This window comes from Pontibacter sp. H249, assembly GCF_037892465.1.
GTDB lineage: Bacteria > Bacteroidota > Bacteroidia > Cytophagales > Hymenobacteraceae > Pontibacter.
Genome location: NZ_JBBKTR010000014.1, coordinates 102471 through 122127 on the forward strand (window position 1 = coordinate 102471; position 19657 = coordinate 122127).

Sequence of the window (19657 nt, forward strand, 5' to 3'; positions counted from 1 at the left end):
AAGCAAAAAGGCAAGATCAGCGCGGTATTGCCTTTTTGCTTTTAACCACTTCTAGCAGGAGCTGTACATGAAATACCTAGAGCTATACTTCCGCAAAGTTTTTACTGTAGACCTGCGTGCGCTGGCTATTATGCGGATATGGATAGCTGGCATTCTTCTAACTGATCTTGCAATCAGAGCAACAGACCTAGAGGCACACTACTCTAACATGGGAGTATTACCCCTGCATGTACTGCACAAGCATTTGTGGTTGCCTCACCTGTTTTCGTTTCACACATTAAGTGGCTTATGGCAGTTTCAGGTTGTACTTTTTTTGCTGGCTGCTTTTTTTGCCGTGTGGTTACTTATAGGATATAAAACACGCATAGCCACCATTGCAAGCTGGCTGCTGCTGCTATCCCTGCAAAACCGCAACCCGCTTATTGGCCAGGGCGGCGATGACCTGCTCCGCATGCTGTTGTTCTGGGCTATTTTCCTGCCATGGGGTAAATTTTACTCATATGATGCCACACAAAACAAAGATTTAAGCAATACAAACACTAATTACTTTAGCGCCGCCACGGTTGCCTACATTGTACAAATAGGCTTGGTATACGTAAGTACTGCCTTGCTTAAAAACTCTCCCGAATGGACCACCGAAGGCACAGCTTTATACTATGCCCTCAGCCTTGACCAGATACTGATGCCAGGTGGCCGGTTAATTTACCCATACCCCGAACTGCTGCGCATTCTTACACTTACAGCATACTATACAGAGCTGCTCCTGCCTTTCCTGCTGCTCATTCCGTTTTACAACAACTTCTTCCGGATGGTAGCGGTGGTGGTGCTGGTAGGCTTCCATATAGGTATCAGTCTTACACTTTTTGTAGGCTTATTTTACCTGATAAACATTGCTTCTGTAGCAGGTCTCGTGCCTGGCCCTGTTATGGATTGGGTAGATAAACGCTTTCTGTCATCGTTGCGCAGGCCTAGAACCGGCCAGTTTAAAAAGATTTTTGAGCGCCTGAGGCAGCCTTCGCCTATAAGCCTGCAGGTACAGCTACGAACCCCAAAATTGCCCCCGCACCGTGTATCACAACTACAGAATTTGTTTGTGAGCACAGTACTGCTGTACTGTATCTGGTGGAATTTAAGCGGCACCCAACTTCCTTTGCAAAAAATACCAGAAAATAGCAGGTGGTTTGGCTATCTGCTACGCTTAGACCAGCATTGGGGCATGTTTGCACCTGTAGTTTTTAAAGATGATGGATGGTATGTGCTGGAAGGCCAGACGGTCAACGGCAAAAAGATAGACCTGAACCAGCAGGGCAAAGAGGTTGATCATAATAAGCCGGCATCTGTCGTTTCGCTTTTCAAGAACGACCGTTGGCGCAAGTACTCTGAAAATTACCTCTTCATTCACCATTCCTACGCGCGGCCATACTACTGTAATTACCTGGTTCGCCGTTGGAATGAGGCGCACCCAAACCAACAAATTAAGCAATTAGAGGTAATTTATATGAAAGAGCCCTCTTTACCTGATTACCAGGTTGCCACCCCAACCAGAGAAGTACTATGCACCTGTGCAAATCTGCCGGAGTAGTATAAGTAGTAGTGTAAGTAAAATAGCCAGGATTAGACAATACCCGTAAAAGCCTTTTATAATTGTTAACTAAACTTTGAAAGCTATGAAAAGAATATATGTTTTATTATTTGCAGGCTCTCTGCTAATAGTTACAGCCTTACCTGGCTGTAGCACAGAATCCACTACCGGCGTAGATACGCAGACAACAGATAACGAAGTGGACGGCAGACTGAACAACGAAGAGGAAGGCGGCATGACAGAGGACAATATCAGCCCGTTAGACACAGCTCAGAATACAACAGGCACAACGACTGGCACTACCACAGGCACGACTACCGGTACAACCGCTGGTACAACCACTGGAAGTACAACGGGAACGACTACCGGACAATAATTAACAACGACTATAAAATAAAAGGGGCAGGCGCTTAAACAGCGCCTGCCCCTTTTATTTTTTGTTTAAGCCAGTTTATACTTCCTCATCCTCATCGTTACCAAAGGCATACCCGATAGCTGCTGCCACCAAACCACCCAGCAGATAATAACTTACTGTCATTACCTGTGTTTTAGTTGTCCTGTTGCTTGGTTCCTCGCCTAAGCCAAGTGGCCCCGGCAAAAGCACAGCGCCTGCGCCTGCAGCTGCTCCCAGCACGGCTCCGCGCCACCAAGCATTTCTGCCTACACCTGCCAGACTATAGTAAAGTGAGTTTGAGACCACATCTCCGGCAAGTGCCCAGTTGTGCAGTTCCTGTTTATCCTGTGGCGGCTCTTCGTCTGCCTTGGTCATTAGCTTTTCTATAGAGCGCATACCCAGCACATCCATACGAGGTGCGTCGGGCACAAATCTGCGCAGTGTTTCATGCACCACAGTTAAGACCACGGCTCCGGCCAGGCCGCTTGCCATGGCTTTTAAAGCATTGTTCATAGTTTATATATTAGCGGTTTCTGTTCTTGTTTACATTTTAAACTGAAGATGCAGGTAAAGGTTATACTTTCCCAACCCAATCAGCTTAGTCTACTACCTTCATTAACAAAGCCTCTACGCTATCCTCTCCTATTTTTCTTTTATCGGTAGGGCTATCAAATACAACAAGCACGTGCTGCTCATCGAACACAGCCAGGCCTTCTGCTTTATCTTTACCCGAGTCTTCTCCTGTGCCGTGCGGCACCTCGTGCAGACGCTCCAGCTCGTTGTGGTGCACCATGTGCTCTGTTTTACCTTTCAGGGCGCCAGGCCAGCGGTAAATAGCTATTACACCATCCAGGTCCATGGTTGGGCCGGCCAATATGTAAATATCATCACCAAAGACACGTAACTCCCGGATGCCCTTGCCGCGCAGGTTCAGGAAATGCTTTTTGTAATAATGTTCTTCTGTTAGCTTTTTAAGGTGCAGCGTTCCTTTTTCGTCTTCTTCTACCTCAACTTCAAGTATAACAGCCCAACCCCTCAGCACAGGTCCGCGCAAACCCAGGTAAATGCGTCTGCCGCATGTAGCCAAACCTTCAATATCAAAACCGTTATCCTTACCAGGTATGTTCATAAACGGACCTATATGCTCATCGTGCTGCAACACCTCAGTTAAGAGAGAGCTGGTAGTGTCGCCTTTTAACTGCGCAGCCCTTAAAGTATGGCCAGGCCTTAAAGGGTCAGTAGTTTCTTTATACAATTCGTAATGGCCGGTTTCTTCGTTTTTAAGGATTGGAATACGGGCCAAGATATAACGGTTTGGGTCGCTGATAACTTCTGACAGCCGTTGCATCTGCTTTTTTATACTTTGATGGCGCTTCGGTTTTCTTCGTTTAAGGCTATGGGAGCCAATTATCCACAGGTAGTTGCCGGCCATACCAATGCCCTCTATATCAATCTCGCTTTTGTCTTTAGCAGGCAGGTCTAAGTAACTGGCCAATTCAAAGGAAGTATGATCAGCAAACGAACCGTCCTGCTGTAGCGACAGCCTTTCTATAGTGGTTCTTTCGTCGCAGCTAAGCCAAAGATCATTTTCTGTGCGAAAAGCGGCAGAGAGGCCATCACGTACATGCTTCTCATTTACCATACTTAAGTTACCGCTAAAATGGAGTGTTACTTTTTTTGCCATACTTGCTTCTTCTTTAAAGTATACTTGTACGCGAAGGTATCGCTACTGCATAGTATAAACAGCATCAAATTATAAACTGACTCATAAAAAAAACGCCAGGCAAATATGCCTGGCGCCTCTTTCGCTTTATTCTCAAATCAAGCTTTTACCTTGGGCTGATGTTAGGTGAGCCTGAAGTGCCTTTACTTCCTTTTGATTTCTTTGAAGCAATAGAACTCACTTTATTCTTGATATTAGCTTTATTCTTTGATCCCATTGCAAGCCAGCCAGCTCCTAATGCCAGAAGAGATCCGCCAATTACTTTCTGAGTTGTGCTCATGTCGTTAACACGCTGCATAGCTGTATTGCTAAACTGCTGCAACTTGTCCTGAATGTTTTTCATACCACCCTGGCCTGTAGTTGCCTGCTGGCTGCTGCGGCCCTGCATAGAGTTAGAGTTACCAGAATTAGAGTTACCTGAGTTTCTGCCACTCTGGTTAGCCTGCGAAGATCCTGATGAAGAAGAACCACTTGAGCTTGTCATGTTGCTTCTGCTTTGAGCTGAGCCCGATGACTGGTTGCCGCCAGCAGAGCTTTGCATATTGCTTTGCGACGATGATGTATTGTTTCTGGCTTGCGCCTGCGATTGTTGATTTTTATTGTTCGTATTACCTTGATTGTTTTCCATGGTCTTTGATTTTAAGTTTATTTTCGATAGCCCTCTATTCTCACCCAGACTCAAAAAAAGACCTTAGATGAGTAGGCCTCAGACTTATTTTATCGCTAAAATTTAGCTTAGGGTTACGTCTATCTTATGCTTTTATAGAAAGGAAACACTAAAACATGTTATATTTACATATACAATAAGCAGCTAATCAGGCTATTTCAGGCAGTAACAGCTGTGTTATGGTACAATTCCACAAAAATTACCTACAGGTAGTGTTTCTTTAACTTTTCCAGTGCCTGCATTGTCTTTTCCCACTCCTTTAAATCTTCTTTATCGGTTTTTGGCTTTTGAGCTTTACTGTAAAACTGCAGGATATCTGTCCGTAGTTGCTCGTTAAGGTATTTAAAGTCCCGGTCTGATAGCTTTTCCAGTAGCTTGGCGTATGTTTCATCAGCTAATTTATACTTACCGGCTACGTTAGGCTCACCGGTATCTAGTTGAGGGTTTCGGAGGTTTGGCTTTTCCTTTGCCTGCAATTGCTGTAAGGTGGCGCTATACTTTTTTACTGTGGTGTTAAAGCTTTCCTGAAACAGCTCCTCTGCCTCCGGCCCCGGGGGCACGAAAGCCAGCGGTTTTAACGGGCCTACTTTAGGTGCTATTCTTATAACCCAGGCAGCAAAGCGCCCAAATAGATTAGGTTTTTCGTAGCAGTTGCCCCATTGCTCGTGGTAACGCGGTATACGCATGTGGTACACAAATTCACGCCGCGTTGTTCCTGGGTGCTCTTCCTGTATCTCATGCTTTTTCGCCTGCCAAGCTGCGCGAGTTAACTCTGGAATTAGGTTGCGGATAGTATAACGATAAGAGCCTATAGCCATAGGCAAACTTGTAAAGACGTCCTTCAACTCTATACTATAGGTTTCTAGAAAAGCCCTTTCCAGTACTTCTGGCGCCACCTCAAACCCTATAAAGTTTTTGTAATTCTCGGGTGCATAGTTGCCACGCGCCACCTGCAGTACATCAAATCCAAACTCAGCCTTTATATGCGCTACCGGGTCATCGGCATAAGTTACAGTGTCGCCATACTTTGCCTTTGCTTTGGGATATACCAGCGGTACGGCTCTGTTAGTACCAATGGGGTGTCCGTAAATATCTGCGTTATAGTGAGCCAGTGCACCAAGGGCAAAAGCTAGTTCGTCTAATGTTTTGGCCGATGTGATCAGGTTTTCTACAAAGTCGCCGGTGCGTACATAGTGCACCAGGTCTGTGAAAAAGGCATTGCCAAACGGGAAGTAACCCATATCCTGCACAATAGAGCCGCCATAGGCATGCGCACGGGCTTTTCGTAATTCTTCTTCGGTAGCGTTAGGAAAGTGCTTAAGTAAGGTAGGCTGCAGACTTTTTTCCCAAGCGGCATCTATCACAGCTTGGTGCGTAAGCACACTATAAGCATCTGCACCCGTAGGCTTTAAAACGGCACAGAAAAGTATAAGGGCGAAACAGCAGAAGCTGCGGTGTAATGTAGATAGCATAACACAAGAAGTACGTCGCACAAAATAAAGTGGCTGAAATTAGGTATGATTATTAAACGGACGTTTGCTTTTGCGGTACATCATCATTTCCATTAAACTTATGCCCACCAGCATCCAGAGCAGGCCCAGCAGAAACCCAGCCAACACATCTGACAGGTAATGCACTCCTAAGTATATCCGGCTAAAACCCACCAGTATAATAAGTATAACTGCTGCCCAAAAAGTAAGATTCTGATATTTTTCACGATCATAGTGCCTGTACAGGAAGTATGCCAGCAGGCCGTACATGGCAAAGGCAGTAGTGGCATGCCCACTCGGGAAGGAGTAGTGCTGCACTTCGTAATAGGCTACATTAGCAGGCCGTGCCCGGCTAATAAACGACTTAGCAGACTGCACCGATAGGCCAACTCCTGCCATTATCAGCCAAAATATAACTAACGCTACAAAGCGCCTGCGGTACAAAAAAATGGCCGTTACAATTGCCCCAATTCCAAAAACTGCCTCGCGTTCGCCCAGTTTTGTTATAACAAAAAATAACTGGCTTAGCCACGGCGAACGTGTATTATATAGCATGGTGGTAAACTGCAGATCTGTAACTACTATCCATTCAGCGTCCATTACGCTTTCTGTAAGCTCCGATAGCAGCGATATGTTAACATAAGCTACTACTACCAGTAAGGTTAAAGGTAGCCCCAGAAAGTTCTGTGTCTGAAACCTGTTTCCAATAAATTCCGATGCTTTGGGAAACTTATACTGAAATGTTTTGACTACCGAGTGATCCAGGAGCCACTGCCGTGCCTGTTTTACTTTATTAGATAATGGGTTTTTCATGGCGCTGAGCTGTTGCTATGCTATACGCGTTGATGCTCTTTTGTTTGCCGGCTGGTGTTGTTGCCTGCTAATTTAGAGTTATACACCTTTAAAAATGCGTCATAACACAACTCTCCTTGTCTAAATAAAGTACATATTTAGTATGAAGGGGTTAGATCAAGTGTTTGATAAGATTATGCTTGCAACAGGAATCGCTTTGTTGCTTTTGCTATGGTGGCAGTTCCCTGCCATGCCTTCCCCTGATCAACAGCACTACACTGTTCATACTTCCCCTGCCGAGGTAACAACCTCCACCTCTAAATGGACTTATATCAAGCCGGATAAAGCACTTTCGCCACGCCAGGTTATCCGTATACAGATGCGCGCACTCCAGGAAAACGACTCTTACGACAGCGGCATAATTACTGTATTTAACTTCTCGTCGCCGAAGAACAGAATGCACATCGGGCCCATAAATCACTTTAGACTTATCGTTCGTGACCCTGCTTATCGTACAATGCTAAACTTTAAAAGTTACAAAACCGGACAGATGGTAGTTACAGATGATAAAGCTTACCAATTGGTGGTAGTTACAGGTAGAGACGGAACAGAAGATGTGTACCTTTTTATACTTGCCAAGCAAAGAAAAGGAGCATATAAAGGCTGTTGGATGACAGAAGGCATTGCACGCATGGAACCAGCTAAGCAAACCAGCTTAACGTAAAAGATTTCTATAAGACAAGCTCCATCTTAATATCTGCGCGCTCATAGATGCTGGGCGGCATGGGTACCTCTATGAATCCGAGGCGCTTATAAAGGTTTAAGGCAGTTTCGAGGCGCCTGTTCGAGACTATGTACACCATTTTTGCACCTACGCGGCTGGCTCTGTCTATAGCAGCCTCTCCGAGCATTTTGCCGATCTTCATACCTTGCATTTTGGGAGCTACAGCCATTTTAGCCAGTTCGTATACATCCTCGCCATCATTTATCAAAGCACAGGTGCCTACCGGCTCTCCATTAAACAGCGCAATTAATATATAACCTCCCTTGCTGATGATATAGCCCTGTGGGTCTGAGAGAGATTTGTTGTCAGCATCTTCCATCACAAAATATTTGGATATCCATTCGTGGTTGAGGTCGTAAAAAGCCTTTGCGTAAAAAGGGTTAAAGTCTACGATCTGGATTGCGGACGGAGTATTGTAATGCTGTGCCATTGTAAGTATAATGCGAGTGCTGCAAAATTAAGCGAAGCACTAGTCTACTCAAAATGTAACCGCTACAAAAGCACAGGTCTCTGCCACCAAAAGGTAACAGAGACCTGAACAGGAATGGATTCTATACTTTTACTTATTGCTTAAGGCGGGCAGTACTTTTTCGCCGAACACTTCTATAAACTGCTCCTGCTTTCTGTTCACGTTGTGCAGATCAATCTTATCGAAGCCCAGATCTATATACTCCTGCAGCCACTCGATGTGCCGCTGCGGATCGCTTGAGATGTTCACGGCTTCATCCATCTGGTCAGGTGTAACAAACTTGGCGGCCTCCTCAAAATCTTTTGGCGTTTTAAGTTCACTCTGCAGCCTGCTGCCAAACACATTGCTCTTCCATTGTTCGTGGGCTCCTCTACGGGCTTCATCCTCCGTTTTATCATAAGAAAGCTGCGCCTTTAGCACCATGGGCTTGCCTTCGCCACCGTTATCGCGCCATGCTTTTATAACTTCTTTTAGTTTATCGATAGGCTTGGAAACAGTAATCAAACCATCTGCCCAACCTGCCAGCCAACTAGCTGTTTCTGGAGTTATGGCCGCGCCTATTACAGCTATTTTTGTTTTGGGGCGGGTATAGAGCTTGGCATTTTCTACTTTTATTAACTCGTGGCGCGTAACGGTTTCGCCATTCCAGAGATCACGCATTATTTCTACAGCCTCTTTGAGCCTGCTGTTCCGTATGCTTTTCTCAGGCCAGTGTTCGCTCACAATAGCCTCATTCAATGCTTGTCCGCTGCCTGGTGCAATCCAGAAGCGGCCGGGAAACATCTCATCTAGTGTGGCAGCAGCCTGTGCTATAATGGCCGGATGGTACCGGAAAGTAGGACAGTTTACCACTCCAAAACTTAAAGAAGTTTGCGCCATAGCAGCCCCCAACCACGACCAGGCAAAACCAGATTGGCCTTGACTCTCCATCCAGGGGTGAAAATGATCTGAGGAAAGACAAAACTGAAAGCCTGCTGCCTCTGCCTTTTTTGCCAACTCTAGTAGTTCGCTGGGCGGAAATTGCTCATGCGATATATGATATCCTATCTGTGCCATACTTCTGTTTAGCTTATTTAGCTGCCGAGCCCGGGAGTTAGGTATACTTTGCTCAGCTGTGTTTCATGAGCAAACGCAGCATTGTAAGTAACCGTTACGCACAAGTTTGCTTATTAAGGAGGCACAGCAGCAGAGGTTCTATCTTTTTATTCCGCATTAAAGTATAAAGCCTTACATACATAGCCTTAAAAGTATGAGCGATACCATTCCGCTTTGGCTGCCGATAGCCTATACTTTATTTCTGCTGATACTTATACCTGTTTACTGGAGGCACTACGGACCAGCCAATTTTCTTTGGTTTTCGGATGTGGCGCTTTTCTCGGTGTGCATTGTGCTCTGGACGGAAAATAAGCTGCTGTTAAGTATGATGGCTGTCGGGGTGCTAGGCCTGGAGTTAGTGTGGTGTGTAGACTACTTTGGTCGTTTACTAACAGGCAAACAACTGCTGGGGCTGAGCAACTACATGTTTCACAAGGACAAGAACCTGTTCCTGCGCGGCTTGTCGCTTTTCCATGTGTTTTTACCGGCTATTGTAATTTGGCTGCTGATAGAGTGGGGCTATGAAACCAGAGCTATTTACTGGCAAACGGTACTTGCCTGGGTGGTGCTGCTGCTTACTTACTTTTTAACGCCGCCTAAAGAGAACATCAACTGGGTGTTTGGCTTTGGTGATGATCCACAGAAAAAGATACCGCCTTTGTTATACTTTATACTTTCGCTGTTCTTCTTCCCGGTTGTTGTTTACCTGCCATCGCACATTATACTTAACTGGATCTTTAACTAAGGCTATAAAGTATAAAAGCGGGACTTGCCCGCTTTTATACTACAGAACTATATGTTTGCTTATATCGTGGCAATGCTTGCATCCGGTACTTTAATCTTCTCCTTCTTCTCAAGTCCCGAAACGATTTCTATGTTGATACCATCCGAAAGACCGGTTTTGATGACGCGCTTCTCAAACACCTGCGGCGCCGTTTCCACTTCCACGTAAGGCTGATCTTTTTCGAACTTAAGCATGCTTTCTTTTATAGCAAGTACTTTGTCGCGCTTATCTAGCACGATGTCGGCGTTGGCGCTGTAGCCTGCACGTATAAAGTCTTTCTCATCTAGCAGTACCTTGGCACGTATCGGAAACTTAATAGAACCTTCTTCCAGCACACCTTTGGGCGCAATGTACTCCAGCTTGGCATTAAATACACGGTTCTCAATAGCACCGATGGTTAGCAGCAAATCCATGTTCTCTTTCAGCTTGCCTACTTCCGACTCATCTATTTTGCCCTCAAAAATAAGGCTGCGCATATCGGCTACAGTGGCAATAGTAGTGCCCTCGTTAAAATTGTTGCGTTCTATAATGGATGTTCCCACTTTTACCGGCACATCCAGCAGCATGCCATCTATGGTAGAGTACACCAGGTTAGACGATTGCCCACGTTTCCGAGACGAGCCTTCGCGCACCAGCTGCAGGTTATTCTCAGCTGCCTGCAATGCTTCCTGTTTCAGGTTATAGTCGGCTTTATACTTTCTAAACTCCTGCTCTGCCACCACTTTCTCTTCGTACAGTTTTTCGTAACGCGTCAATTCACGTTTGGCCTCATCAAAATTTAACTTGGCGGTTTGCAACTGCGTTTCGGCGTTATTCACGCTTACTATGTTGGGCACAATCTTAATTTTAGCCAGCAACTGCCCCTGCTTTACCACCTGCCCTGCTTCTACATACAGCTCTTCTACCGTACCCGACACCTGCGACTTTACCTGCACCTCTTTACGCGGCACAATAGAGCCAGTGGCAACCGTCTTTTTCACAATTTCTGTTTCGAAAGGCGCCTCGGTTTTATAAACCACAGGGTCGGTGTTTGCTTTGTTGTAGAAGTAATACCCTAGCCACCCCGAAAGGCCTAGGAACACCACGATAAACAAGCCTAAAAAAACCTTTTTCATACTTTAGTTATTCGTTGTTATTCATTCATTATTCGTCCCGGAGAGCCACCACCGGGTTTACACGCGCAGCCTTAGTGGCGGGTATCAAGCCGGCCAGGGCACCAGTTAGCACTAGTAGTACGGTTGCCGCAACTGCTATACTTAAGTTTACCTCCGGAGCCCCAAAAAAGCCTGCCTGCACATCATACTTTTTCATGAAATACTCAATAGTTGCAATTAATCCTGTACCTCCAAGTAAACCAATGTATCCGGCAAGGCCCGTGATCACAACAGATTCCTGTATGATCAGGCTGATGATGGACCAAGGTGTAGCGCCAAGTGCTTTTCGTACGCCAATCTCTTTGGTACGCTCTTTCACTACAATCAGCATGATGTTGCCCACCCCGATAATACCCGCGAAGATGGTGCCTATACTTACCAGCCAACTAAAGCCTGCTATGCCTAAAAACAAGCCCTGAACATCCTGGTACTCCTTCTCGATGTTAGCAGAGCCAAAAGCTTTCAGATCCTCCGGTGCTACGTTGTGGCGCTTCATCAGCAGCGCTTTTACTTTCTCTTCTATTACCGCTGCCGGTACTCCTGGCTTTGGCGTGAGTGCCATAAAGCCTACCTGGTTCGGCTGATTAAATGTCTGCTGCAGCGTAGTGTTTGGGATGTAAATGATTTTTGAATCCTCTACAATGTCTTCGCCTTTACCAACTGGCTCAAAAGAACCCACCACTAAAAAATAGCTGCCTTTGATGCGGATATACTTCCCAATTGGGTCTTCGTCTTTAAAAAGCAGCTCTAAGGTTCTGGGCCCAACAATGGCTACTTTACGACGTTCTTTTGTGTCTTTTTCGTTTAAAAACCTGCCCGCCTTAATTTTGATCGGCTTTACGTGCAGCAGGTCTGGTGTTTCGCCGTCCACTGTAAAGGCAGCACTTTTGGTACCATAGTTTACCGAGAAGTCACCGCGCAACTGGTTGCTTGGGGCTATTACTGCCACCTCAGGAATGTTGGCACGAATGGCATCCACATCATCATTTGTCATCTGTATAAAACGGCCCGCTTTCAGCCCCATATAAGGCACACTGGTGCGCTGTGTCCATATAAAAACAGCATTCTTGGCAATGTTAAACTCACTCGTAATACCGTTTTCCAGTCCTTTGCCGGCACCCAACAGCACAACCAGCATAAAGATGCCCCAGAACACGCCAAAGGCCGTCAACGCTGTACGAAGCTTGTGCTTCTTTACAGTGTTGTAAATCTCGGTCCATTTATCGATGTCTATCATTTAATTGCTGGTTGTTTATTGTTGCTTGTTATGTATGTTACCCTAGCTATTATTTATTTATCTGATACTAATGTTGCTCATGCTGTTCGGTTGCTAATCCTAATCGAAAACTTTCAACAATTAACAATCCGCAATCAGCTTAATCCGCCCTGAGCGCCTCTATTGGTTTAATTCTGGCAGCCTTCAAAGCTGGCATTAAACCTGCCAAGGCACCGCTAATTACCAGCACCGCCGTTGCAGAAAGCGCCATCCCGGGATCTACTTCAGGATTAGCAAAAAATGGCATTTCCGCCCCCGACGACACCATAGCATACTCCAGTAAAGCCAGCAAGCCTGTACCAGCCAGCAAACCCATGTACCCGGAAAGCGCCGTTATCACCACCGACTCCTGAAGTATGAGGCTCACAATAGAAAAAGGCGTGGCACCTAAGGCTTTTCGCACACCGATCTCACGGGTGCGCTCTTTTACAATTATCAGCATAATGTTGCTCACGCCCACGATACCCGCAATTAAAGTACCGATACCCACAATCCAAACAAACACGCGGATGCCGTTAAAAAGCCCCGTCACCTTTTTAAACTCTGCTTCTGTGTTCTCAATGCCAAGGGCCATATCGTCGTTCTCAGAAAACTTATGGCGCTGTGCAAGTATAGCTTTCAACTTTGCTTCCATCTCTTCGGCAGGCACCCCATCCTTTGCTGTCAGGATCATCATCTGCACCTGGTTGGGCTGGTTAAAAGTGCTCTGCAGCGTTGAGAATGGTATATAGGCCCGTTCTTCGCGGCGGGCGCTGTTGTTGCCTCCTGCTTTAAAAGTACCTACTACTTTAAAGTAGATGCCCCGGATGTTCACATATTCTCCCACAGGGTTCTGCTCCGCAAACAGCACCTTTGCCGCCTGCTCGCCCAATACCACCACTTTGCGTTTTTCTCGTTCATCGTACTCGTTCAGCACACGCCCACGGCCTGCAATCTCTCCGTTCATGGTTAAAAAGTCCGGTTCTGCGCCAAACACCTGAAAAGAGCCGTTCTGCTTTTTATAATTGATGGTATACTCTCCCATTACCCGGTTGCGCGGGGCCATCATGTTTAGGTCGGCTACCTGGCGGTCTATGGCTTGCAGGTCCTGGTTAGTAAGCTTAATTTCACGGCCAGGGCTCATACCTTCGTGTGCCAGAGCTGTTTTACCGCTCCAGATGTAGATACTGTTCTTGGCACCATGCCCAAAGCGATTGACAACGCCATTTTCAAGACCTTTGCCGGCACCTAGCAACAACACCAGCATAAAAATGCCCCAGAACACCCCGAAGGCTGTCAGGAAGGTACGCAGCTTATTTTTCTGCATTGTACCAAGTATCTCCTGCCATTTGTCTAAGTCGAACATCTATTGATTGTTAATTGCTGGTTGTTAATGCCGTTTATACTTTATAAGTTATCCTGGAGTAGAGGCCGTGATAAATGAAGTATAAATTCACTTAGTCATTTATTCAAGACCTCTCTTTCAGCTTCAGCAGCCTGCAAAATTCCGTGGTCGTCGTTTACAATTAAGCCGTCTTTTAACCTGATGATGCGGTGCGTTTGAGCAGCAATGTCGTTTTCGTGCGTCACGATCACTACGGTCATGCCTTGGTGATTAACCTCTTTAAAGATATCCATCACTTCGTAAGATGTTTGGGTATCGAGGGCTCCTGTCGGCTCGTCGGCAAGTATAAGTTTAGGCTTCGAGATTAAGGCACGGGCAATAGCTACCCGCTGCCGCTGCCCACCAGACATCTCGTTAGGAGAGTGTTCTGCCCAGTCTTTCAGGCCTACTCTGTCGAGGTACTCTAATGCCAGTTTATTACGCTCTTTGCGGCCAACTTTCTGGTAGTATAAAGGTAAGGCCACGTTTTCCATCGCATTTTTAAAAGACAGCAGGTTGAACGACTGAAAAACGAAACCTAGGAATTTATTGCGGTAATAAGCTGCCTTAGTGGCAGATAAGTTTTTGATAGATGTTCCGGCCAGCATATACTCGCCCTGGTCGTAATCATCTAATATACCAAGTATGTTGAGCAGCGTTGATTTGCCAGAGCCCGAAGATCCCATAATTGATACAAACTCCCCTTCGCGCACATGCATGTCTATACCCTTAAGTACATGCAACTTATTTTGCCCAACTGCATAGTATTTATGAATATTACTTAACTGTATCATAGTATAGAGAAAAATCGGAAGCCATACTAACAATTTACGGTAGTTTGTAATACAAAGTACTGTACAACAAACACTTATAGCTTTATTTTATACTTGTATCTAAAAAGTATCTACAGATAGCAAAGCTTTATCTACCAACAGGTTTAAGCTTATGACTATCAGTTGGATCAAGAACTTATATACCTCAAGCTTCTTTAATAACTAAAGATGCAAGTAATAAGTGCTAAGTTGCCTGCTGGTAAAATTATTTTTTTTAACAGGAAAAGTATAAACTACAAAAGCAGCATAAACAATCAACTCCTTCGTAAGGTCAATTATGTTTTCTCCTGACTTACCCGAGCCTATACTTCTGCACCCATTTAAGCACCACATGGGTTTTATACTTGCCTATATCCAGGCAAACAAATTTATAAGCCCAGCCGAACTCCAAGAAGACCTGCTTACACTCGGCACATCGCAACTGGATTTATACTTTGGTCCGCTAAGCCCAGAGCAGATCTCTAGAGAAACAATCGGTTATTTACAGCAACATGGTTTGTTAAGCCCGGCAGCATTTAAAGAATATTTGCTGGCCGGAAACTCCGGTTACCGTTGCATCACTTTATCTGATTGCACAGATTGGGTGCTGCGTTGGGGAGTTGTAGAGAACAGGAATGTGCACTTGCACCCGGCAAGGTATACAGCCCATACTACCCGTGTAAAAGCAACTGCTCTAAAAACCGCCATTGCCACTTTAATTGCCTCCGCTCAACTTGGCTTGCCTGCAGCAGGTATCGGAACCATCAATAAAGTGAGGGCAGAATGGCTGGGGCTATCGCCGGTAAAGTGGGTTAGCAAACAAGAAGGCATTGGCAAATTTTTACACCTGCTACAGCAGCAAGCATAAAAAAAGCGCCACCCTTTAGCAGGCGGCGCTTCTCTAGCTATGATTTTTTCTTTGTTACCGGTTCATTTCCAGTAGTGTTGTCAGTGATACTTGCCTGTTGTTAAGTTTGGTATACTTAAAGTCGTCGCCGCCATTAAAATCTGCGCCTTTAATATTAAAGCTGTCTGAGATTTTAGCGTACTTAAAGTTGGCTGTGCCATCAAAGGTTGCTTTCTGAAAGTTTACGCCCTCGTCAAATTTTGCGTACTTAAAGTTGGCCTCACCACCGAATGTCGCACCTGTAAAGTTTACCCTTACCGGAAAAGTCACATACTTAAAGTTAGCATCGTTGCGGAAAGTGGCACTACTAAAATTAACAGCCTTCCTGAATTTACTGTACTTAAACAGCGCCTCTTCACTAAAGCGGGTTCCGATAAAAGAAGCTCCTCCTTCAAACTCTGAGTATTTAAATGCACTTGCCTCCTCAAAAACGCATCCTTCAAAACGCACATCCTGCTCAAAATTAGTGTTGTATAGCTCGTTGCTGGACTTTACCATATTGGTGCCACTATCCGGGTTAAAGTAAGCTAACACATCTCCGTTAAAGGTGCAGTTTATGAAGGTAAGCGGCGCGGTTACTGTACTAATGTACTCTTTTGTGCTGTACTTACTGTCGCCTTTCTGGTTTTTAAGCTTCATGTTCTTCAGCCTCGTTAGGTCCAGGTCGCCGGTAATCTCAGCATTTTTATAAGACACAGCCTCGCCACGGTTTATCTTAGCTATAATTTCGGATGCGCTTACTTTTGTTTGGGCCCACGTTGCCAACGGCAGCATCAGCAACACCAGCAGGATCTGTAAATTTCTCATCATGACTCTCCTTATGATTTTATTGTTTGTTGTTTAGATTCTGCCTAAAGGATGAGCTATTTATTGTGAAGGTTGCACCTGACTGCAGAATATTTTTAGCACAGGTTGATTTTATTGCCTGCAAACGGCTTAAAAATAAAAGCGAGGGCCACCGGAGCGGCCCTCGCTTTTACTCACTAGCTAAACTTATTACAGGTTTACCTGCTAGGCGCCTGCGGAGCAGGTGGTGGTGCAGGCGCCTCCATTGGTATTACCGTTGCCGACTTATCCACCACATACTGATCAACTGTTACAAGTAGGGCGGTTATACTTAGCAGAATGAAAGCAAACAGGCCCAGCAGTAATTTATTACTCGTTTTCATGTCAATATCTTTTTTAGTGATGACCTTATTAATTTATACTAGCACCGTTATACTTGCCTTCATACTTTTTTAAGTCTTCCAGCGATAGACCCAACAGCCTCATCGTTTTTAGGAAAACCGGTAGCTCCTCCTCCAGAAACTGTTCTTTTTTTAGCGCGATGGTTCTCTCAAAACCATCATCTGCCAGAAAATAGCCTACTCCGCGCTTGTTGAAGATCACACCTTTATCCTGCAGGTAATTAAATGTTCTCATCGTTGTGTTCGGGTTTACTTCAAACTCTACTGCCATGTCTCTGATAGATGGTATCTTATCGCCTGCGCCCCACTCTTTGCGGAGGATGTTTTCGAAAAAACGGTTCGCAATCTGTAAGTATATTGCTTGGTTCTCTTTAAATTCCATAACTACACCTGCCTCTCTTTTAATTTAAAAAATGAAACTACCATCAAAAACACAGGAAGAGCAAACCAGAACAGGAAAGGTAGTAACTGATCTGTGAAAAACTTCACTGCACCCTCAAAGGACACCACTTCGTTTTCTTGAAACACAGCTCTATTTCCGAATAGTAAGTATCCTAGCAATCCTGTGTATCCAAAAGTAACCACCGCGTAGATAAACAAGGCCAGCAGCGTCTTCAGGAAGTTGTTACCTTTAAAGGCCACAGCACCTAGGAAAAAGACAGTTTGTGTAACGAGGAAAAGGCCTATTAGTCTGATTAAACTTGTATCCGTAATGCTTGGTAAATTTGCTGGCTGACCAGCTATCAGGGCACTAACCAGCATTAGTATAAATGCTCCTAGCAAAGCGGTAAGCAAGTATAAAGGCGCGGCAATTACCCAGGCACCGATAAGCTTTTCTGCAGTTGATACAGGCAGCGTTAAAAATGCATAGCTCTTTTGCGGCGAGTGCAGCTCGCTGAATATCTTGCTTGTAAATACATATCCGCCCACAAACAGCACCACCAGGTATAGTGGCACCAGGCTATTGATCTTTGTAGGATTGATATATGCCGTTAGGCCGGATATTACCAGCAGCACACCTACTACTGCCGCTATGGCTATCCACATGGCGTTTACGTTCAGGAACAATTGCCGCCTGATAAAGTAGCCAAGTCTTGTTAAGTTAAATTCTGCGTTCATAAGTTTTATCTTGTACTAATGTCGGTTATCATACTTGCTTCTGTCACGAAGCCTTCTAAAAACAATTGCAAAGGATAGGTATAATCTATATCAGTTGCGTCTACCATAAAAGCACAACCCAGCGCGGCTACCATAACCCCCAACGAGTGCAGGTTTAGGTTAAATTTTGCGGGAGCAGCTGCTCTTTTGATTGTAAGATTATAGTTCATACTTATAGTCTGCGAAATGCTCATTTACTCTGCCTGCGTCTTTAACAATGCCGTTAAACAGCAGCTCCATATCCACACGGCCATCCATACCCGATATGTTTCTCACGATACCGGCTTTTCTGCCATGCAGCTCTTCGGCATAAATAATTTCGTCGGCTGGTAGGCCATTCAGGTTGTACTCAAAGGCTAACCTCTCAGAGATAGCGGCAATGCTGTGGTTAAAGATAATCTTGCCGTTCTCCAGCACTACAATTGTATCGATCAAGTTTTCGAGGTCGCGTACCTGGTGCGTAGAGATAATGATGATCTTTTCCTCATCTAGGGCAGAGGCCATAATCTTTCTAAATTGACTCTTGCTCGGGATGTCCAAGCCATTGGTAGGTTCGTCGAGCACAAGTAACCTTGCATTCGTAGCCAGGCCAAACGCGATCAGAAATTTCTTTTTCTGGCCATAAGACAGCGTTGATAGTTTAGCATCGTCAGTAAGTTCAAACTCAGCGAGGTAGGCGTTTAATTGGTTGTGGCTGAACTTGTCGTAGAACACCGCAGTAGTTTTTACATAAGTAGCCATGCTGATGGCAGGAAGGTTAAACTCCTCCGGCACCAGGTAAATATCCTGAAGCAGGGCAGGCTTACGTGCGGAGGCATCGTAGCCAAAAACCTTGCACTCGCCGCTATTTGGGTAAAGCATACCGGTAATAATCTTCAGCAACGACGATTTACCAGCACCGTTCTTACCCAACAGGCCATAAATAAAGCCCGGCTGCAAGGTCAGGTTCAGGTTCTCGAACAGCGGTTTGTTCTTTTTGTACCTGAAGTCGATGTTAGAAATTTTTATCATAGTTTTATTTTGCTAGTGTATTAGTTGTCTAGTACACTACAAAGGTAAAGAAGGTTTTCAGATTCGCAAACATTTTTGAAAAATAATTTTGATTAGGTATGTGCAGTGCTACTTAATAGCTTCAACTTACTGAAAAACTGCTCTTTATACTCTTAAAGTATAAGCCACCTGTATAACATATATGTGAGTTAAACAGGTGGCAAAGTATAGTTTAAAATTAAATAGCAGCTGTATCAGGTGTACTAGCCAGGTGTGTTAACCTGTCCTAACACGCTCATAAAATTATCTTTGTAAGTCTCCCCGACAGGTATCACGGCCTCACAGATAAAAATGCGGCTACGCTCTATAGCATCTATTTTGTCCAGCGAAATGATGTAAGACTTATGCACGCGCACAAACTGCTGCTTCGGCAACAGCTCCTCCATCTTCTTTATATTTTTCAGCGAAAGGATGCGCTCTGTTTTTGTGTAGATCGAGACATAGTTCTGCAGCCCCTCCACATACAGTATGTCATCTAACCGCAGCTTCACAATCCTGTGCTCTGATTTAATGAAGATGATATCGCGCGCGGTACTTGCTGTTTCTGCTTGCCTTTCTAGGGCAGGTGCCTCAGCAGCTGGTACTGTAGTTGCCGCCTGCCGCAACTCAAATGCCTGCTTTGCTTTTTGCGCTGCTTTGTAAAACCGGTCGAAGGCAATGGGTTTTAGCAGATAATCTACTACGTTATGTTCGTACCCCTCCAAAGCATATTCGGTATAGGCAGTTGTAAGTATAACCCGGCACTTATCGCCCAGTATCTTCATTACCTGTATCCCCGTCAGTTCCGGCATCTGTATGTCCAGGAAAAGCAGGTCTATACTTTCCTGCTCTACCAGTTTAAGAGCCTCAAGGGCGCTGGTGGTGCTGGCCACAAACTCCAGGAAGTCTATTTTCCTGATATAATCTGTTAGGATGTCCAGAGCCAACGGCTTATCGTCTACTACAAGGCAGCGTATTGTTTTCATGAGGT

23 protein-coding genes are annotated in these 19657 nt (G+C 45.1%); 5 read left to right on the forward strand and 18 right to left on the reverse strand.

The genetic code is table 11. The features are described 5' to 3' along the window. Nucleotides 1-67 precede the first annotated feature (67 nt). Both WG943_RS16355 and WG943_RS16360 read left to right on the forward strand, forming a co-directional pair. Complete coding sequence (locus WG943_RS16355) at nt 68-1582, forward strand: HTTM domain-containing protein (protein ID WP_340410640.1); 1515 nt, start codon at nt 68-70, stop codon at nt 1580-1582. An 85-nt stretch (nt 1583-1667) separates the two neighbouring features. Next, nucleotides 1668-1958, forward strand: coding sequence for a hypothetical protein (locus WG943_RS16360; RefSeq protein WP_340410642.1), 291 nt, complete (start codon nt 1668-1670; stop codon nt 1956-1958). Between the two features lie 75 nt (nt 1959-2033). Here WG943_RS16360 and WG943_RS16365 read toward each other — a convergent pair whose 3' ends face one another. The 5 genes from WG943_RS16365 to WG943_RS16385 form a co-directional block, all read right to left on the reverse strand. Next, entirely contained in the window at nt 2034-2489 is a 456-nt protein-coding gene (locus tag WG943_RS16365) for a hypothetical protein (RefSeq protein WP_340410643.1), read from the reverse strand. 85 nt (nt 2490-2574) lie between these two features. Continuing rightward, nucleotides 2575-3660, reverse strand: a complete 1086-nt coding sequence (locus tag WG943_RS16370; protein ID WP_340410645.1) for a DUF3616 domain-containing protein — start codon at nt 3658-3660, stop codon at nt 2575-2577. A 145-nt stretch (nt 3661-3805) separates the two neighbouring features. After that, nucleotides 3806-4327: a hypothetical protein gene (locus WG943_RS16375; RefSeq protein ID WP_340410646.1), complete on the reverse strand. Its 522-nt coding sequence runs from the start codon at nt 4325-4327 to the stop codon at nt 3806-3808. A gap of 242 nt (nt 4328-4569) precedes the next feature. Then, the gene (locus WG943_RS16380; protein ID WP_340410648.1) at nt 4570-5838 is read right to left on the reverse strand and encodes a zinc dependent phospholipase C family protein; all 1269 of its coding nucleotides are present in this window, start codon (nt 5836-5838) and stop codon (nt 4570-4572) included. Between the two features lie 39 nt (nt 5839-5877). Beyond that, nucleotides 5878-6669 (reverse strand): phosphatase PAP2 family protein, encoded by a 792-nt coding sequence (locus tag WG943_RS16385; protein WP_340410650.1) that lies wholly within the window; start codon nt 6667-6669, stop codon nt 5878-5880. A 142-nt stretch (nt 6670-6811) separates the two neighbouring features. On the opposite strand from WG943_RS16385, the gene WG943_RS16390 reads away from it, so the two are divergent. After that, on the forward strand, nt 6812-7372 hold the full coding sequence (locus WG943_RS16390) for a DUF4864 domain-containing protein (protein ID WP_340410651.1): 561 nt from the start codon (nt 6812-6814) through the stop codon (nt 7370-7372). 7 nt (nt 7373-7379) lie between these two features. Here WG943_RS16390 and WG943_RS16395 read toward each other — a convergent pair whose 3' ends face one another. Together WG943_RS16395 and WG943_RS16400 are read right to left on the reverse strand one after the other, a co-directional pair. Next, a complete protein-coding gene (locus WG943_RS16395; protein WP_340410653.1) occupies nt 7380-7862 on the reverse strand; it encodes a GNAT family N-acetyltransferase in 483 nt (160 codons plus the stop codon). A 129-nt stretch (nt 7863-7991) separates the two neighbouring features. Next, the gene (locus WG943_RS16400; protein ID WP_340410654.1) at nt 7992-8957 is read right to left on the reverse strand and encodes a TIGR03885 family FMN-dependent LLM class oxidoreductase; all 966 of its coding nucleotides are present in this window, start codon (nt 8955-8957) and stop codon (nt 7992-7994) included. 193 nt (nt 8958-9150) lie between these two features. Here WG943_RS16400 and WG943_RS16405 point away from each other — a divergent pair, with 193 nt between their 5' ends. Next, on the forward strand, nt 9151-9741 hold the full coding sequence (locus WG943_RS16405; RefSeq protein WP_340410656.1) for a membrane-associated protein: 591 nt from the start codon (nt 9151-9153) through the stop codon (nt 9739-9741). Between the two features lie 59 nt (nt 9742-9800). On the opposite strand, the gene WG943_RS16410 is transcribed toward WG943_RS16405, so the two are convergent. The 4 genes from WG943_RS16410 to WG943_RS16425 all read right to left on the reverse strand — a co-directional run bounded on the left by WG943_RS16410 (nt 9801) and on the right by WG943_RS16425 (nt 14367). Further along, the gene (locus tag WG943_RS16410) at nt 9801-10895 is read right to left on the reverse strand and encodes an efflux RND transporter periplasmic adaptor subunit (protein WP_340410658.1); all 1095 of its coding nucleotides are present in this window, start codon (nt 10893-10895) and stop codon (nt 9801-9803) included. Nucleotides 10896-10923: 28 nt separating this feature from the next. Next, the gene (locus WG943_RS16415; protein ID WP_340410660.1) at nt 10924-12171 is read right to left on the reverse strand and encodes an ABC transporter permease; all 1248 of its coding nucleotides are present in this window, start codon (nt 12169-12171) and stop codon (nt 10924-10926) included. A gap of 139 nt (nt 12172-12310) precedes the next feature. Beyond that, entirely contained in the window at nt 12311-13555 is a 1245-nt protein-coding gene (locus WG943_RS16420; RefSeq protein WP_340410662.1) for an ABC transporter permease, read from the reverse strand. 95 nt (nt 13556-13650) lie between these two features. Then, entirely contained in the window at nt 13651-14367 is a 717-nt protein-coding gene (locus WG943_RS16425; RefSeq protein ID WP_340410664.1) for an ABC transporter ATP-binding protein, read from the reverse strand. A 316-nt stretch (nt 14368-14683) separates the two neighbouring features. On the opposite strand from WG943_RS16425, the gene WG943_RS16430 reads away from it, so the two are divergent. After that, the gene (locus tag WG943_RS16430) at nt 14684-15253 is read left to right on the forward strand and encodes a hypothetical protein (RefSeq protein ID WP_340410666.1); all 570 of its coding nucleotides are present in this window, start codon (nt 14684-14686) and stop codon (nt 15251-15253) included. A 54-nt stretch (nt 15254-15307) separates the two neighbouring features. Here the strand turns inward: WG943_RS16430 and WG943_RS16435 are convergent, their stop codons facing one another. The 7 genes from WG943_RS16435 to WG943_RS16465 all read right to left on the reverse strand — a co-directional run bounded on the left by WG943_RS16435 (nt 15308) and on the right by WG943_RS16465 (nt 19652). Further along, a complete protein-coding gene (locus tag WG943_RS16435) occupies nt 15308-16102 on the reverse strand; it encodes a pentapeptide repeat-containing protein (protein ID WP_340410668.1) in 795 nt (264 codons plus the stop codon). 194 nt (nt 16103-16296) lie between these two features. Then, complete coding sequence (locus WG943_RS16440) at nt 16297-16461, reverse strand: hypothetical protein (protein ID WP_340410669.1); 165 nt, start codon at nt 16459-16461, stop codon at nt 16297-16299. Nucleotides 16462-16489: 28 nt separating this feature from the next. Then, on the reverse strand, nt 16490-16861 hold the full coding sequence (locus WG943_RS16445) for a GntR family transcriptional regulator (RefSeq protein WP_340410670.1): 372 nt from the start codon (nt 16859-16861) through the stop codon (nt 16490-16492). 2 nt (nt 16862-16863) lie between these two features. After that, nucleotides 16864-17598 (reverse strand): hypothetical protein, encoded by a 735-nt coding sequence (locus tag WG943_RS16450; protein ID WP_340410671.1) that lies wholly within the window; start codon nt 17596-17598, stop codon nt 16864-16866. Nucleotides 17599-17603: 5 nt separating this feature from the next. Next, nucleotides 17604-17807 carry a hypothetical protein gene (locus WG943_RS16455; protein WP_340410672.1) on the reverse strand — a complete coding sequence of 68 codons (204 nt, stop codon included), beginning with the start codon at nt 17805-17807 and terminating at the stop codon, nt 17604-17606. Further along, nucleotides 17797-18648 carry an ABC transporter ATP-binding protein gene (locus WG943_RS16460; protein WP_340410673.1) on the reverse strand — a complete coding sequence of 284 codons (852 nt, stop codon included), beginning with the start codon at nt 18646-18648 and terminating at the stop codon, nt 17797-17799. Before WG943_RS16460 ends, WG943_RS16455 begins: the two co-directional genes overlap by 11 nt. Before the next feature lie 242 nt (nt 18649-18890). Continuing rightward, the gene (locus tag WG943_RS16465; RefSeq protein WP_340410674.1) at nt 18891-19652 is read right to left on the reverse strand and encodes a LytR/AlgR family response regulator transcription factor; all 762 of its coding nucleotides are present in this window, start codon (nt 19650-19652) and stop codon (nt 18891-18893) included. Nucleotides 19653-19657 lie beyond the last annotated feature (5 nt).

Coding starts and splice junctions, on each gene's coding strand:
- WG943_RS16355 (WP_340410640.1), top strand. CDS start 68: ATGAAATACCTAGAGCTATACTTCCGCAAAGTTTTTACTGTAGACCTG.
- WG943_RS16360 (WP_340410642.1), top strand. CDS start 1,668: ATGAAAAGAATATATGTTTTATTATTTGCAGGCTCTCTGCTAATAGTT.
- WG943_RS16365 (WP_340410643.1), bottom strand. CDS start 2,489: ATGAACAATGCTTTAAAAGCCATGGCAAGCGGCCTGGCCGGAGCCGTG.
- WG943_RS16370 (WP_340410645.1), bottom strand. CDS start 3,660: ATGGCAAAAAAAGTAACACTCCATTTTAGCGGTAACTTAAGTATGGTA.
- WG943_RS16375 (WP_340410646.1), bottom strand. CDS start 4,327: ATGGAAAACAATCAAGGTAATACGAACAATAAAAATCAACAATCGCAG.
- WG943_RS16380 (WP_340410648.1), bottom strand. CDS start 5,838: ATGCTATCTACATTACACCGCAGCTTCTGCTGTTTCGCCCTTATACTT.
- WG943_RS16385 (WP_340410650.1), bottom strand. CDS start 6,669: ATGAAAAACCCATTATCTAATAAAGTAAAACAGGCACGGCAGTGGCTC.
- WG943_RS16390 (WP_340410651.1), top strand. CDS start 6,812: ATGAAGGGGTTAGATCAAGTGTTTGATAAGATTATGCTTGCAACAGGA.
- WG943_RS16395 (WP_340410653.1), bottom strand. CDS start 7,862: ATGGCACAGCATTACAATACTCCGTCCGCAATCCAGATCGTAGACTTT.
- WG943_RS16400 (WP_340410654.1), bottom strand. CDS start 8,957: ATGGCACAGATAGGATATCATATATCGCATGAGCAATTTCCGCCCAGC.
- WG943_RS16405 (WP_340410656.1), top strand. CDS start 9,151: ATGAGCGATACCATTCCGCTTTGGCTGCCGATAGCCTATACTTTATTT.
- WG943_RS16410 (WP_340410658.1), bottom strand. CDS start 10,895: ATGAAAAAGGTTTTTTTAGGCTTGTTTATCGTGGTGTTCCTAGGCCTT.
- WG943_RS16415 (WP_340410660.1), bottom strand. CDS start 12,171: ATGATAGACATCGATAAATGGACCGAGATTTACAACACTGTAAAGAAG.
- WG943_RS16420 (WP_340410662.1), bottom strand. CDS start 13,555: ATGTTCGACTTAGACAAATGGCAGGAGATACTTGGTACAATGCAGAAA.
- WG943_RS16425 (WP_340410664.1), bottom strand. CDS start 14,367: ATGATACAGTTAAGTAATATTCATAAATACTATGCAGTTGGGCAAAAT.
- WG943_RS16430 (WP_340410666.1), top strand. CDS start 14,684: ATGTTTTCTCCTGACTTACCCGAGCCTATACTTCTGCACCCATTTAAG.
- WG943_RS16435 (WP_340410668.1), bottom strand. CDS start 16,102: ATGATGAGAAATTTACAGATCCTGCTGGTGTTGCTGATGCTGCCGTTG.
- WG943_RS16440 (WP_340410669.1), bottom strand. CDS start 16,461: ATGAAAACGAGTAATAAATTACTGCTGGGCCTGTTTGCTTTCATTCTG.
- WG943_RS16445 (WP_340410670.1), bottom strand. CDS start 16,861: ATGGAATTTAAAGAGAACCAAGCAATATACTTACAGATTGCGAACCGT.
- WG943_RS16450 (WP_340410671.1), bottom strand. CDS start 17,598: ATGAACGCAGAATTTAACTTAACAAGACTTGGCTACTTTATCAGGCGG.
- WG943_RS16455 (WP_340410672.1), bottom strand. CDS start 17,807: ATGAACTATAATCTTACAATCAAAAGAGCAGCTGCTCCCGCAAAATTT.
- WG943_RS16460 (WP_340410673.1), bottom strand. CDS start 18,648: ATGATAAAAATTTCTAACATCGACTTCAGGTACAAAAAGAACAAACCG.
- WG943_RS16465 (WP_340410674.1), bottom strand. CDS start 19,652: ATGAAAACAATACGCTGCCTTGTAGTAGACGATAAGCCGTTGGCTCTG.